Annotated in this window: 14 protein-coding genes; 7 read left to right on the forward strand and 7 right to left on the reverse strand. The window is 59.5% G+C overall.

Translation table 11 applies throughout. From position 1 onward, the window contains the following. Positions 1-169 precede the first annotated feature (169 nt). Positions 170-580, reverse strand: coding sequence for a hypothetical protein (locus tag I2H38_RS20590; RefSeq protein ID WP_196273744.1), 411 nt, complete (start codon positions 578-580; stop codon positions 170-172). Positions 581-736: 156 nt separating this feature from the next. On the opposite strand from I2H38_RS20590, the gene I2H38_RS20595 reads away from it, so the two are divergent. Both I2H38_RS20595 and I2H38_RS20600 read left to right on the forward strand, forming a co-directional pair. After that, entirely contained in the window at positions 737-1,531 is a 795-nt protein-coding gene (locus I2H38_RS20595; RefSeq protein WP_196273745.1) for an ABC transporter ATP-binding protein, read from the forward strand. Then, positions 1,512-2,318 (forward strand): ABC transporter permease, encoded by an 807-nt coding sequence (locus I2H38_RS20600; protein WP_210324897.1) that lies wholly within the window; start codon positions 1,512-1,514, stop codon positions 2,316-2,318. The genes I2H38_RS20595 and I2H38_RS20600 overlap by 20 nt, the downstream gene beginning before the upstream one ends. 100 nt (positions 2,319-2,418) lie before the next feature. On the opposite strand, the gene I2H38_RS20605 is transcribed toward I2H38_RS20600, so the two are convergent. The 5 genes from I2H38_RS20605 to I2H38_RS20625 all read right to left on the reverse strand — a co-directional run bounded on the left by I2H38_RS20605 (position 2,419) and on the right by I2H38_RS20625 (position 7,195). Beyond that, on the reverse strand, positions 2,419-2,751 hold the full coding sequence (locus I2H38_RS20605) for a ChuX/HutX family heme-like substrate-binding protein (RefSeq protein WP_210324898.1): 333 nt from the start codon (positions 2,749-2,751) through the stop codon (positions 2,419-2,421). 196 nt (positions 2,752-2,947) lie between these two features. Continuing rightward, positions 2,948-3,946, reverse strand: a complete 999-nt coding sequence (gene araD1, locus I2H38_RS20610; RefSeq protein WP_196273746.1) for an AraD1 family protein — start codon at positions 3,944-3,946, stop codon at positions 2,948-2,950. A gap of 32 nt (positions 3,947-3,978) precedes the next feature. Then, complete coding sequence (locus tag I2H38_RS20615; protein ID WP_196273747.1) at positions 3,979-4,758, reverse strand: SDR family NAD(P)-dependent oxidoreductase; 780 nt, start codon at positions 4,756-4,758, stop codon at positions 3,979-3,981. 9 nt (positions 4,759-4,767) lie between these two features. Next, on the reverse strand, positions 4,768-6,495 hold the full coding sequence (locus I2H38_RS20620; RefSeq protein ID WP_196273748.1) for an IlvD/Edd family dehydratase: 1,728 nt from the start codon (positions 6,493-6,495) through the stop codon (positions 4,768-4,770). 13 nt (positions 6,496-6,508) lie between these two features. Next, positions 6,509-7,195 (reverse strand): FadR/GntR family transcriptional regulator, encoded by a 687-nt coding sequence (locus I2H38_RS20625; RefSeq protein ID WP_407664118.1) that lies wholly within the window; start codon positions 7,193-7,195, stop codon positions 6,509-6,511. A gap of 153 nt (positions 7,196-7,348) precedes the next feature. Between I2H38_RS20625 and I2H38_RS20630 the strand changes: the two genes are divergently transcribed. The 5 genes from I2H38_RS20630 (at position 7,349) to I2H38_RS20650 (ending at position 12,984) form a co-directional block, all read left to right on the forward strand. After that, positions 7,349-8,314 carry an aldose 1-epimerase gene (locus tag I2H38_RS20630; protein ID WP_196273749.1) on the forward strand — a complete coding sequence of 322 codons (966 nt, stop codon included), beginning with the start codon at positions 7,349-7,351 and terminating at the stop codon, positions 8,312-8,314. Beyond that, the gene (locus I2H38_RS20635) at positions 8,311-9,297 is read left to right on the forward strand and encodes an extracellular solute-binding protein (protein WP_196273750.1); all 987 of its coding nucleotides are present in this window, start codon (positions 8,311-8,313) and stop codon (positions 9,295-9,297) included. The genes I2H38_RS20630 and I2H38_RS20635 overlap by 4 nt, the downstream gene beginning before the upstream one ends. A gap of 98 nt (positions 9,298-9,395) precedes the next feature. Beyond that, on the forward strand, positions 9,396-10,508 hold the full coding sequence (locus I2H38_RS20640; protein ID WP_196273751.1) for an ABC transporter ATP-binding protein: 1,113 nt from the start codon (positions 9,396-9,398) through the stop codon (positions 10,506-10,508). Then, complete coding sequence (locus I2H38_RS20645) at positions 10,505-12,172, forward strand: ABC transporter permease (protein ID WP_196273752.1); 1,668 nt, start codon at positions 10,505-10,507, stop codon at positions 12,170-12,172. Before I2H38_RS20640 ends, I2H38_RS20645 begins: the two co-directional genes overlap by 4 nt. Further along, positions 12,169-12,984, forward strand: coding sequence for an inositol monophosphatase family protein (locus I2H38_RS20650; protein ID WP_196273753.1), 816 nt, complete (start codon positions 12,169-12,171; stop codon positions 12,982-12,984). Before I2H38_RS20645 ends, I2H38_RS20650 begins: the two co-directional genes overlap by 4 nt. 244 nt (positions 12,985-13,228) lie before the next feature. Here I2H38_RS20650 and I2H38_RS21555 read toward each other — a convergent pair whose 3' ends face one another. Then, positions 13,229-13,378 (reverse strand): tetratricopeptide repeat protein, encoded by a 150-nt coding sequence (locus I2H38_RS21555; RefSeq protein WP_210324899.1) that lies wholly within the window; start codon positions 13,376-13,378, stop codon positions 13,229-13,231.

The following is a 13,378-nucleotide window of genomic DNA, read 5'->3' on the forward strand; positions in this document are numbered from 1 at the left end:
AACCCACGACATTCAGCTTGGGAAGCTGACGTTCTACCTCTGAACTACACCCGCGAAACCAAATCAAGACAATGATGCCCGCCTTCTCAGTCCCTGGCCCCACACCCGACTGTCGCTCCTGTTGTGAGGGGGGTACGATAGAACCTAATCCGCTTTGGTATAATGGTGTTCAACCAATCAGGTTGAGAGAGTCGCGACGAGCCGCACTTTCCGGATGGATGATCGCAAGCAGCGTTTCATCGTCAGTGGTACCGAGAACAACGATTAGGCTTTGAGCACATACCCGCACTGATCCACGGCCCCGTCGCAGCCGGCGCGTCTTGCCAGCGATGCTGATGACCACCTGATCGGGGCCAGATGTCATGGGGCCTTGGCTGTTTACGGCGAAGCCGGGAGGCGTAATCAGGTCCCACCTCTTCCCCAGCTGCGGATTGTTTCGGTATGAGGCGGCAATCCCCCGCTCGAGGAGCATTTTTTCGGCCAGGCTCAGAGTCAGCGGAAATCGAAAATTCAACCCAACCGCACGATTCATAGTAGGGGCTGGGAAACGATGAGGCTTGTAGCCGTCGGGCCGCTTCATCCCACAGCTCTTATTCTGCTTTGGCTGAAGCAAGGTTAATGTAACATCACCGTCGCCAGCATTGATACGCTCGAAGATCGCCTTACCTAACTGACACGGACAAATTGCTCTGGTGGAGTTGAAGGGCTCGTGTCGGTCTCTAGCCAAGCTGACGAGATGAGCATCATCGAAACGGATGCTCTCACGAGACGTTTCGGCGATCTCACTGCAGTCGATTGCGTGTCACTTCAGGTCTCTTCTCGTGAGATTTTCGGCCTCATTGGCCCGAATGGCGCGGGAAAGTCGACCCTCATTAAAATGCTCACGACCTTGCTGCCGCCAAGCTCGGGCACGGCGCGGATCGCAGGTTTCGACGTGGTGTCTCATCCAGCACAGGTGCGAGCGCATATCGGATACGTGCCGCAGCTTCTGTCCGCCGACGGCGCACTCACCGCATACGAGAACCTGCTGCTCTCGGCGCGTCTCTATCTCATTCCGCGCAAGGAACGGGAGATGCGGATCAATGCCGCCCTCAAGCTGATGGATATGGAGAGCGCCGCACACCGCCAAGTCCAGGGCTTTTCAGGTGGGATGATCCGAAGGCTCGAAATCGCTCAGAGCATGATGCACGAACCGGTCGTCATGTTCATGGACGAGCCGACAGTCGGGCTCGATCCGGTGGCGCGTCGCGCCGTGTGGGACCACGTTCGCCAAATTCGCGAGGAGCTCGGGACGACGATCCTGATCACGACACATCTGATGGATGAGGCAGACGAGCTTTGCGACCGCATTGGCGTTCTGCACGCGGGCCGGCTCCAGGAGGTGGGCACACCCCAGGAACTTAAGGCTCGGATCGGCCCTGACGCGACGCTCGATGACGTTTTTGCTGAAATCACCGGCACGGAGATCGTTTCCGGAGGCTCCTATCGTGATGTTAGACAAACCCGCGCCAGTGCTCGCGCTCATTCATAGACGTCGTCCGCTGTCTTGCTCAGCCGGTTATCTTACCCAGGTTTACGCAGTTGCGGATGCCGAAATCCAGAAACTGCGGCACGATCCTAGTGAACTCCTCACCCGCGCCCTTCAGCCAGCGATCTGGCTTCTTCTTTTCGGTCAGGTCATGGCACAAGTGCGTGGTATCGCGGGCGACGGTCGCTATCTCGACTTTCTGGCGCCCGGAATACTTGCCCAAAGCGTCCTGTTTGCTGCTATCTTCTATGGCATTGCCGCGATCTGGGAGCGCGACCTTGGGGTGCTCCACCGCTACATGGTCAGTCCCGCGCCTCGCAGCGCACTCGTCCTTGGCAAAGCTGCTTCATCAGCCGTGCGCGGGCTTGCACAGGCCATCATCGTTTACGGGCTTGCGGTCATCCTGGGGATAGACGTGACCTTCGCGCCCGCCAATATCGCTGGCGTCGCCATATTCATCGCGATCGGGTCCGCGCTTTTCTCCACCTTCTCGCTTATCATCGCCTGCATCGTGAAGACCCGGGAGCGTTTCATGGGCATCGGACAGGTGCTCACCATGCCAATCTTCTTCGCCAGCAACGCCATTTATCCGATCGATCTCATGCCGGGATGGCTCAAGGCGATTTCATACGCCAACCCCCTGACTTATGAGGTGGACGGTCTACGCGCGCTCATGCTGACCAACGGCGCCTCGCAATATGGTCTCAGTTTTGATCTCACCATCCTGGTCGCTGTTACTGTACTGCTCGTTGCTGTCGCTGCCCGTATGTATCCCCACATGACGACTTAATCATTCGCCGTTTGCAGGGTGCTTTCTCGTGACAATCGCGTGAGAAATCTTTGCAGGACCGGTGTGGATACTTGCGACGCGGATTCCGCGCCTCACCGAACTATACGAGAAAGTTCCGCGGCGGAGGGGGAGGGCTGCCTTTGGTCTCGAACCCGCCGTCGCGTGTGTGGACGACAAAGGTGATGTCGCCCCAGGTGGTCAGATCGTTCCAGATAGTCTCGAACCGGTCCCCACGCACCGAAACCGCCGCGCCGTCCGGCAGGCAATCGAGAACCGCTCGCAAGGGAGCGCGATGGGTTTCGGTGAATGGTTCGAGAACGCCGTCGGGCTTGGCGGCGAGATCTCGCCGTCTCAGCGTTAGTGTGTCGGGTGCATGATCCCTCCCCTCAGGTGGCCGCTTGCGGCAGGCGGTCGAGGGTTTGAAACACGTCAAAGCCTTCGAATTCCGGTTGACCGAGGGTTAGCGGCGGGCGCTGAACTTCAAAAAATGCAAGAACGTGGCCCCGTCGCAGTCTTCTCTGGCGCGTGAGAGCTACAGGCGATCTGGCCTCTTTTCCTTAGCTTGGTCTTATTTGCGGCTGATCTTCAAAACTGCACAGGTCCCGTTAGTTGACTTGGTAATGAAGCCGTCAGAGGGGCGTAACTGCCACGTACCCTTGGTCAGCCTCCGGCGCCATACGGTTGCGCAAAGCCTTTCCGAAGACGGGCGCCTGGATCTCGAATTCATCACCGGGCTCGGTCACAAAACCGGCGGCGCAACTTAGAACCGCCGCGCCCAAGAAATACGCATGCAGGTCACCCGGGCGCCGGTGCATGGGGTACCGAAAATGATAGTGCTCGAGATTGGCGAGCGAGTGGGACATGTGGGCCTCACCGGAGAGAAATTCCTCCTGCCATACGACCTCGCCGTTCCGGCGGACGCGTGAAATGCCGTGCACCTCCTCGGGTAGATCTCCTATAAGCAGCTCCGGCCCGATTGAGCAGGAGCGAAGCTTGGAATGGGCAAGGTAGAGGTAGTTCCTCGCCTCGGTAACGTGATCGGAGAATTCGTTGCCGAGCGCAAAGCCGATCCGATAGGGCGATCCGTCCGGCGCCACGATATAGAGGCCGACGATCTCCGCCTCTTCCGCGCCGGCGAGAGCAAAAGCGGGCAGCGGCAAGGGGCCGCCAGGGGGGACGATGCAGGTGCCGACCCCTTTGAAGAACCATTCGGGCTGCACGCCGATCTGGCCCCGCGCTGGCTTCCCGCCCTCAAGCCCCATGCGAAAAATCTTGAGCGAGTCGGATTCGGCCGCATCTACACCGTGCTGAAGAGCATGCATCTTGTTACGAGCATCGGCACTGCCGATATGGGTCAGACCTGTTCCGGTAACGAGGAAACGGCCGGGTTCCGGGTGGTCGAGCGGTGCCAGAACACGGCCCTCATGCAGCAACTCGTCATAATCGATCGCTTGGTCCGAGGCCCGTGCGCGTACCAGGTCTTCAAGCGGAGCGCCATCCGAAAGCGCCTGTTTTGCGAGCTCCAGTGTCGTTGCGACGCCTGCAAGCGGCTGAAGATGATTGCCATCAGCCGAAACGAGGCCGACTTGGCGCCTGCCATCGGCTGCATGAAATTGTACGAGACGCATAAGCTGGCTCCTTCTATCCTAACGCGAGCTGATCAGACCCAGCCGCCGTCCACGATGAAATGCTGCGACGAACACATGCGGCTGTCGTCCGCCCCCAGGAACAGAGCCATGCGGGAGATATCGGATGGATACAGCCGATCTGGCAGGCACTGACGCTCGGCGATCTGCCGCTCGCCAGCCGGCGTGAGCCACAATTTGATCTGGCGTTCAGTCATGACCCATCCGGGAATCATGCAGTTGACCCGAATGCGCTCGGGCCCAAATTCCCGCGCAAGCGCACGAGTCAGGCCAGTAATGGCAGCCTTAGAGGCGACATAGGCCGGGCAGTCAGGATCACCTACCATCCAGGTGATTGAACCGAAATTGATAATCGATCCTCCGCCCGCCTCCTTCATCTGCTGGCGCACAGCCTGCGCGGCGAAGAACTGGTGGCGAAGATTGACGGCGATCCGGTCATCCCAATACGCGACGGTCACGTCCTCGGTCCGGTGCCGGTCGTCGTTGCCCGCGTTGTTGCACAAAACACGGATGGGGCCGTTCAGTTCGGCCGCCTCGGTGATGGCCGCGCGCAGGCGTTCGATATCCCGCAGGTCGCATGCGATGAAATGCGGCGACGGATGGCCCTTCGCTTGAATACGTTCGACAAGATGCCGCGAAGGCTCTTCGGCAACATCAACAAAAGCGACGCGGCTGTCCTGCGCGCAGAAATGTTCAACGAGGCTTTCACCGATGCCGCTGCCGCCACCGGTGATGAAAACACTTTTACCCGCCAAACTCGGATAATTCGCGCCGCTCCCGATATCGCCCATCATCGCAGTGCCTCAGTGGGAGTGACGCGGGATGCCGGCGTCGCGACGGCCGACCAGGAAATCGAAGTCGCACCCCTCGTCGGCCTGGAGCACTCGTTCGATGAACAAGCTCTGGTAGCCCCCGCCTATCGGCGGAGGAGGGGGGGACCAGCCGCGCCGCCGCGCGGCGAGTTCCGTCTCATCGACCAACAGTTCCAGGCGCCGCCCCGCCACGTCGAGTTCGATGAGGTCTCCATCCTGCACGAAGGCGATGGTTCCACCGGCAGCGGCTTCCGGGGCAGTATGAAGGACTACGGTGCCGTAGGCGGTGCCGCTCATCCTCGCATCGGAGATGCGAACCATGTCCGACACCCCCTGTTTGAGAAGCTTGGAGGGCAGCGGCATGTTCCCGACCTCGGCCATGCCCGGATATCCTTTGGGACCGCAGTTTTTCAGGATCATCACCGAGGTAGGATCGATCTCCAGAGCGGGGTCATCGATGCGCGCATAATAATGCTCGATATTTTCGAAAACGATGGCGCGGCCGCGATGTTGCATGAGGGCCGGCGTTGCCGCCGACGGTTTGATGACGGCGCCCTTCGGCGCCAGATTGCCGCGCAGAACGGCAATACCGCCTTCCGTCGTCAGAGGCCGGTCGAGCGGCCGAATGACTTCTTCATTGTAGTTCGGCGCGTCGGCGACGAGTTCGCCGATTGTCTTGCCCGCGACGGTTTCTGCGTCTCGATTCAAGAGGCCCACCTCATTGAGCGTGCGCATGACCGCTCTGAGGCCTCCGGCATAGTAGAAATCCTCCATCAAGTAGCGGCCGGATGGCATGAGATCGACAATGGTGGGCACGTTGCGACCGAGCCGATCCCAATCGTCCAGATCAAGTTCAACGCCGATCCTGCGTGCGATCGCGATCAAGTGAAGGACGGCATTGGTTGACCCGCCGATGGCCCCGTTGACGCGAATGGCGTTCTCGAACGCCTGGCGGGTCAGAATTTGCGACATCCGGACATCTTGCTCGACAAGCTCGACGATACGTCGGCCGGCAAGATGCGCGAGCACGCCACGTCGGGCGTCAACGGCCGGCGTGGCCGCATTGTCGGGAAGGCCGATGCCGAGCGCCTCCACCATGCTGGCCATGGTGGAGGCCGTGCCCATTGTCATGCAGCTTCCTGCCGAGCGGCTTTGGCCTTGTTCGGCGGACAGAAAGTCATCGACCGAAAGGCGCCCCGCTTTGACGTCCTCATAAAATTTCCACACATGCGTGCCGGAGCCGATAGGTTGACCTCGGAAATTGCCGTTGAGCATCGGACCACCCGAGACCGCGATGGCTGGCAGGTTGCAGCTTGCGGCTCCCATCAGCAGGGCAGGGGTCGTCTTGTCACATCCTACCAACAGAATGACCCCGTCGACGGGATTGCCCCGGATTGATTCCTCTACGTCCATGCTGGCAAGGTTGCGGAACAGCATGGCGGTCGGGCGCAGATTGGATTCGCCAAGCGACATGACCGGAAATTCAAGAGGCAAGCCGCCCGCTTCGTAGACCCCTCGTTTCACATGCTCGGCGATGCTGCGCAAATGCGCATTGCACGGCGTTAGTTCTGACCAGGTATTGCAGATGCCGATGACAGGGCGGCCGTCGAACAGATGTGCTGGCAAGCCCTGGTTCTTCATCCAGCTGCGATGCATGAATGCGTTCTTGCCCTCCCCGGCGAACCAGGCACTCGACCGCAGTGTTCGTCGATCCGACATGTGATGCCTTCCTCTATTTTTTTCGCCCACGCCGTGCGTTGAGCGCGGTGCGTACGTCGTCTTCGGCTTGATCGAGCAATGTTTCCAACGCCTTGCGCGCACCGTCAGAATCTCGTGCCGCGATGCGGTCCGCCACCTTGCGGTGCAGGGGGAGCGATGGGCGCTGACCGTGCGGGTTGTCGTTGGAAAGCCGGAAGCTCATCAGCAGTGCGGTCTCGATCACGGCCGCAAGTGATCCGATGAGTTCGTTTCCGGTCATGCGCAGAATGGTCTGGTGAAACACGAGGTCGGGCTCGGCGAAGCGTTCACCGTCATCTGCGTATTTTTCCATCTCGAGCAGTACCGCTTCGAGGTCTTGTATCTGTTCGGCTGTTGCCCGCTCCGCCGCGAGGCCTGCCGCAGCGGGCTCGATTGTCCGGCGTAATTCGAACAATGCACGTACATCGTTGCGCTCGCCACCGGCATAGCACCAGGTCAGCACATAGGGATCCAGGAAATTCCAATCCGAGCGCGGTCGCACCCGCGTGCCCGTTTTGGGACGCGTCTCAATCAGCCCTTTGCCTGCGAGAACCTTAATTGCCTCCCGCAGGACGGTGCGGCTCACGCCCAGTTTCGCGCTCCAGTCATCGGCATTCGGCAACGGCGCTCCCGGTGCCAGCGCGCCCTGAACGATCTGAAGGCCAATCTGATCAACGACCATGGCATGCAGACCACTGGCTTGCGCGACGGAGCTCGCCCCTCGCGGGTTGGACCAAAGTGAGCCTTGTGAAAGGCCTATTGCATTTTTGCTATTCTTCATATGATAATACTTATAGATGCTCGAGGGTGGCGTCAATGGAGACCTTTCGCGGTCATGTCTTCCGATCTGGATGAAGCGCGATGCGATTTGATTGAGCTGCGGGCACACGAGGCGACCGCCGTGATCGCTCCGGGCATCGGTGGTTCCGTGGCTTCCTTCAGCTGGAACCATATGGGCGAAGCGATCCACTGGTTGCGTCCTGCCACGCAGCAAGCCCTGCTCGCGCGCGACGGTAGCGGCATAGGATGCTTTCCGCTGGTGCCCTATTCAAACCGTGTGCGAAACGGGCGTTTCGCGTTTGCGGGGCGAGAAATTCGTCTGCCGAGCGCTCCCCTGACGGACCCCCACTACGAACACGGTCATGGATTGCGCTATCCATGGTCAGTTACGCACCTGACCCCGTCGAGCGTTGTCCTCACCTATCGGCATAAGGCGGATACCTGGCCTTGGGACTATGAAGCGGCGCAAGAAATCAGCCTGACGAGTGACGTTCTCACGATACGCCTGTCACTGCGCAATCTTTCGGACCAGCCTATGCCGGCGGGACTGGGGCTTCATCCCTACTTCCCCGCGAATGCCTCGACGCGGCTTAAGGCGGATGTCGCGGCCATGTGGGCAACCGATGCGGAGATCTTGCCGACAACGATCGCGCCCTTGCGCGCCGACGCAAACCCAACCGCCGGCCTCAACATCGCACGTTGTGATCTCGACAACGTTTTCACGGGCTGGTCGCGCCGTGCGACCATCGCTTGGCCTGATCAGGGCAGGAGCCTCGATATCGAGGCGCAGGCGCCGCTGGACTTTCTCGTCCTCTATACGCCACCGTGCAAGACGTACTTCTGCGCCGAACCGGTGAGCAATGCCACGGACGCCTTCAATCTCGCGGCCAGAGGGCGCGACGATACGGGACTCTTCGTTCTCGACCCCGGAGAGATCCGAACAACCGCGGTGCGCTTCGCACCGCACTTTACGCAGTTGTGTCAGTCATCACTATCAAAACGAGGGAAACGACTATCATGATGACCAATCGCCGCGTCTTCCTGTCTACGCTCGCCGCCGTCGGCGCCGCACCCATGCTCGCCAAGCCTGTCATGGCCGCGGAAACCGTTGTTGTCTACAGCGCCATCAGCACCAAGCTGATGCAGGCTTTCGTCGAGTCTTTCCAGAAGCTCAACCCGGGCACTACCGTTCAGGTGATCAGCGGTGGCAGCGGCGAATTGTTGACCCGCATCAAGGCCGAGCGAAACAACCCGCGCGGCGACATTCTGCTCGGCCCGGACGCCGACACCTTCGATTCCGATCTTGGTCTCTTCGCGAGTTATGTCTCGAAAGAGGCCGCAGCCTTCGATCCCGCCGCCGTGCAAAAGGACCATAAGTATTCCGGGCTTTCGACCAATTTCCAGGTGTTCATCGTCAACACCAAGCTCATGCCCCTCGATCAGACGCCCAAAACCTGGAAGGATCTCGTCAAGCCGGAATTCAAGGGTAAGGTGTTGATGGCGAATCCGGCGCAATCCGGTTCGGCCTTCTCCCAGCTCCATCAGATCCTTGCTCTCTACGGTTGGGATGTCATGGATCAGATCATCGCCAATGCAACGTTTGTATCGAGCTCGAAGCTCGCTTTCCAGAACATTGCGAAGGGTGAGATCCCACTGGGCCTGACGAGCGAATTCAACGTGCTGCAATCCAAAGCTGATGGCGATCCGGTGGAGGCCGTTTATCCGCAGGACGGCACCGCTCTCATCGTCGACGCAAGCGCCATCATCGCCAACGGCCCTAACCCGGAAGCGGCCAAGAGGTTCATCGACTTCGTCAATTCAAAGCAGGCTCACGAATTGCTGGTCAGCATCGACAAACGCCGCTCAGCCCGCAAGGATGTCGCACCGCCACCCGGCCTTACGCCGATCAGCGCGATCAAGGTCGTCCCATACGACACTGTTTCCGCGGCGAAGGATAAGGGAAGGGAGCTCGAGCGTTTCGATCAGGCCTTCTCCAAGAAGTGATCCCGGATGCGCAACGAGATTGATCGTTGCGCATCAACCTCGTTTTCGGCGGGGCCCAATCGGCGCCGCCCCGATTTACACGTTCCGATGGAAGCAAGATGTCCCGTGGCTTGAGTATCCGTGGCCTGACCAAACGCTATCCTACCCATGGTGAGGGGATTACCGTTGTGTCGGACGTTAGTTTCGACGTTGGAAATGGCGAATTCTTTACAATGCTGGGGCCATCGGGCTGCGGCAAGACGACGACCCTGCGCATGATCGCGGGTTTGGAGGAGGCTTCCTCGGGTGCGATACTGATCGATGGACAGGATACGACCAATGTGCCGGCGCGTCGGCGCAATGTCGGGATGGTGTTTCAGTCGTACGCGCTGTTCCCGCATCTTCCGGTCTTCGAGAATGTCGCCTACGGCCTTCGAATTCGCAATCTCCCAGAGACTGAGATACGGGCGAAGGTAGGCGAAATTCTCGATCTGCTTGCCCTTTCTCCTTTGGCGGATCGACTTCCGGGTCAACTATCCGGTGGGCAGCAACAGCGCGTCTCGATCGCGCGGGCGTTGGTCTATCGCCCACCCGTGCTTCTGCTTGATGAGCCGTTGGCCAATCTCGACGCGAAGTTGCGCGTACAAATGCGCGATGAGATCCGCCGCATTCAGCGCGCACTCGGCATCATGGTGCTCTATGTTACTCACGATCAGGAAGAGGCGATGGCGGTTTCCGACCGCATCGCGGTGTTCGAGCGCGGGCGCGTCGCTCAGATCGGCTCGCCCACGGAGATCTATGATACGCCGGCCTCGCATTTCGTCGCCGACTTTATCGGGAAGGCGAACTTTCTCCCCGTTCGGATCAACAAGGGGAATCCCGTTTCATGTCACTTCCCGTCAGGGAACCCCATTACACCGGGTCGGGTGATCGCGCTCCCACATCAGGAGCACAAGATGATCCCCGCAGGATTTGACGGACTTCTCATGGTCCGTCCTGAGCGCCTGACGCCGACGGACGGACCGGCGGCAATTGCCGGTCGGGTTGAACGGCTTCAGCATCTTGGCGCAATGACACGCTGCTTTGTCTCTGTTGTCGGGATGGATTGCGAATTGCTCGTCGACCTGCCGCGCATCACACGGTCCAGGCTTCGTGAGGGCGATCCATGCAAGTTCGACGTCGCGTCGAGCGATGTTGCGCTCTTCAGCAAAGCGAGAGAGATGCAAGCATGAGACGTCTCACAGGGGATCCGGTCGCCATTTTGGTAGGGGGAATGGCGCTCGTCGTGGCGCTGGTCTTTCTTGTCTACCCTCTCGTCAACGGCCTCTTGCTGGCCTTTGTGCGCAACGGGTCGGACATTTCACTCGCCAATCTGACTCTCGTGAATTTTGAGCGCTTCTTTGTCTCCACGAGTTACCGGCATGCCTTTATGAACTCCATTGTGACGAGCGGCGGCGCGACATTGCTCGCCGCAGCGCTCGGCGTACCGATGGCTTTCGCAGTGGCGCGGGTAGAAATTGCATGGCGGCCCGTCGTATTGGCGCTTTCAGTGATCCCGCTCATTGCTCCTCCCTTCATCGGAGCTTATGCGTGGGTGAGAATCCTGGGCAATAACGGGATCGTGACCCAGCTCCTCATCGAATATCTTGGCGTGCGGCCGCCGCCGATCTACGGCATCTGGGGCGTCACAATTGCATTAGCGCTGAGCTACCTGCCTTACCTCTTCCTCATGGTGCAGGGAACGCTTGCGGCAAGCGATCCGACCATCGAGGAGGCCGCGAGGATGACCGGGGCTTCCTCCCCACGCATCTTGCGCACCATTACTCTGCCATTGGCGGCTCCTGCTATCGCCGCAGGTATGCTTGTGGTGTTCATCAAGGCACTTGGCGACTTTGGGGTGCCATCCATTCTCGGCGGTGAAATGCAAGTTCTGCCGACCCTGATCTATTATCAGATTCATGGCTTCTTCAACCTGAACGCCGGGTCAGCCATTGCGATCGTCAATGTCCTGTTGACGATCATGGGACTTGGGCTTCTGGCGCTGGTCAATCGCCGCAGCGTCTCGACCCTGACCGGATCATCGCGCGGATCCGTCCGAGCGCGCGGCGTTGGTTCCCGTATTGCCGCCAACGTCTATATCTGGTTCGTGCTGATCCTCGCGCTCCTGCCGCAGGCACTGGTCGCGCTCTACTCCTTCTCGCTCAGATGGGGCGATACGTTGCTGCCCTCGTCCTACGGGCTCGACAACTACCGCAGCATGGCATCCGAAGCGTTCACGACGATGGGAAACAGCATTGTGCTCTCGGGGTTGGCGACGCTCTGTTGCGTGATCTTTGGGGCTATCGCCGCCTATGCCACCGCCCGGGGCCGGATAGCCGCCAAATGGGCGATCGATCTCACAATCATGCTGCCCTTCGTCTTGCCCGGACTGGTGGTGGGCGTGGTGTATCTCGGCGCCTTCAACGATGGCCCGCTCGTTCTGACTGGGACCGCTGCTATTCTCATTTTCGCCTACTTCACGCGGCGAGTAGCCTTCGTCTTTCGCTCCGCCGCGACCGCCGTGGCGCAGATCGACACCAAGATCGAGGAGGCGTCTACCGTTTGCGGAGCGTCCTGGGGCACCACGATGCGTCGCATCATGGTGCCTCTGGTGGCGCCGGGGCTTCTGGCTGCCTCCATTCTCGTATTCGCCACGCTAATCGGCGAGATCAGTGCAACGGTTCTGCTGTACTCCGCAAACTGGAAACCGATCTCCATCGCCATTTATGAGCGGGTTCTAGGCAACGAACTGGCGCGGGCAAGCGCCTTGGGCACCATTTGCAATCTCGCGACCCTCGCCCTGATCTTGATGGCAAGTCGTCTCGCGGGGCGCAGCATGTCGGATATGTTTCGATGATGGATAAAGATATTGAGCGTCGTTTCGTCTTCGCCGCCGACCTTGCGCGCGAAGCAGGACGATGCGCGTCACGGTATTTTCGCGACCGGTCGCTCGCTGTCACGATGAAGGGGCAGAATGATCCTGTCACCACCGCTGACCTCGAAGCAGATCAACTGATCGCCAAGCGTATCGCGGAGCAGTTTCCCGAGGATAGAATTTTGAGCGAAGAATCCGGGGGCGACCCCGCTAACCGGCTCTGGATCGTTGACCCGATTGACGGTACGCAGAATTTCGCTCGCGGCATCGCTCGGTATGCAGTGTCCATCGCGTTCTATTGGAATGGCACGGTGATGCTCGGCGCCATCTATGACCCGATGGCTGATGAATTGTTTACAGCTCGCCGCGGCGGTGGAGCTTTTCTCAACGGATCGCCTATTCGCGCGAGCGAGATATCAGAGCCGAAATCGGCCCTGGTCGAAGCCGGATATTCATTGAAGCGGCCTCTTGCCGACTACCATGCTCTCGTCGGTCGCCTGCTTGAGGCCGGTTACAATGTTCGACAGGTCGGTTCGGCGGCTCTCGGACTTGCGGAGGTCGCCTGTGGGCGTATTGATGGATATTGCGAGTTGCATCTTGCAAGCTGGGACGTTGCTGCGGGTCTTGTGTTGGTTGAAGAAGCAGGAGGTCGGACGAGCGATTTTTTCACGGGAAACGGTCTGACAGACGGTAATTTCCTCATCGCCGCAGCGCCGGCTTTGCAAATGCACCTTCACGAAGTGGCGGAGCGCGAGCGATACCCGGCGGAATTACCTTGCCCGATCAGAAGCTAACGTTAGCTCTGGACTACCAATCCCAAGCGCTTCAAACCGATCTTGCGCTCACAATTAAAGCGGATCGCCTCGTAAGAGCCGGCCAGAAATATGCGAGATCGTTGCGGCTGAGAGAGAAGCGAGAGACGCGCCCCGAGTACGTGACCTTGCTGTTACCGGATTACTCGATCCTGAGCCGGGCTGCTAGCAGTCCCACGGCCAAGTCGGCATAGCTGGAGCTGTACGCGACAACTCCCCCGCACCATCACGGGATAACTTGGGTGCGCTCCAGGATCGCGGTATTGTTATTGATGGTCGGATTGTCGGGGCTCAATGAAAGCGCCTGCCGAAACAGAGCATTGGCTCGCGCTGCATCGCCTCTCAACAGATAGGAATACCCGCGGTTGTTCAGCAG

The organism is Microvirga alba, assembly GCF_015694465.1.
GTDB classification, from domain to species: Bacteria; Pseudomonadota; Alphaproteobacteria; order Rhizobiales; family Beijerinckiaceae; genus Microvirga; species Microvirga alba.

What these genes read in the sequence shown, in the direction of transcription:
- I2H38_RS20635 (WP_196273750.1), top strand. Translation starts at nt 8,311, where the DNA reads ATGATGACCAATCGCCGCGTCTTCCTGTCTACGCTCGCCGCCGTCGGC.
- I2H38_RS20645 (WP_196273752.1), top strand. Translation starts at nt 10,505, where the DNA reads ATGAGACGTCTCACAGGGGATCCGGTCGCCATTTTGGTAGGGGGAATG.
- I2H38_RS20625 (WP_407664118.1), bottom strand. Translation starts at nt 7,195, where the DNA reads ATGGTCGTTGATCAGATTGGCCTTCAGATCGTTCAGGGCGCGCTGGCA.
- araD1 (WP_196273746.1), bottom strand. Translation starts at nt 3,946, where the DNA reads ATGCGTCTCGTACAATTTCATGCAGCCGATGGCAGGCGCCAAGTCGGC.
- I2H38_RS20590 (WP_196273744.1), bottom strand. Translation starts at nt 580, where the DNA reads ATGAAGCGGCCCGACGGCTACAAGCCTCATCGTTTCCCAGCCCCTACT.
- I2H38_RS20650 (WP_196273753.1), top strand. Translation starts at nt 12,169, where the DNA reads ATGATGGATAAAGATATTGAGCGTCGTTTCGTCTTCGCCGCCGACCTT.
- I2H38_RS20640 (WP_196273751.1), top strand. Translation starts at nt 9,396, where the DNA reads ATGTCCCGTGGCTTGAGTATCCGTGGCCTGACCAAACGCTATCCTACC.
- I2H38_RS20620 (WP_196273748.1), bottom strand. Translation starts at nt 6,495, where the DNA reads ATGTCGGATCGACGAACACTGCGGTCGAGTGCCTGGTTCGCCGGGGAG.
- I2H38_RS20595 (WP_196273745.1), top strand. Translation starts at nt 737, where the DNA reads ATGAGCATCATCGAAACGGATGCTCTCACGAGACGTTTCGGCGATCTC.
- I2H38_RS20630 (WP_196273749.1), top strand. Translation starts at nt 7,349, where the DNA reads ATGTCTTCCGATCTGGATGAAGCGCGATGCGATTTGATTGAGCTGCGG.
- I2H38_RS20615 (WP_196273747.1), bottom strand. Translation starts at nt 4,758, where the DNA reads ATGATGGGCGATATCGGGAGCGGCGCGAATTATCCGAGTTTGGCGGGT.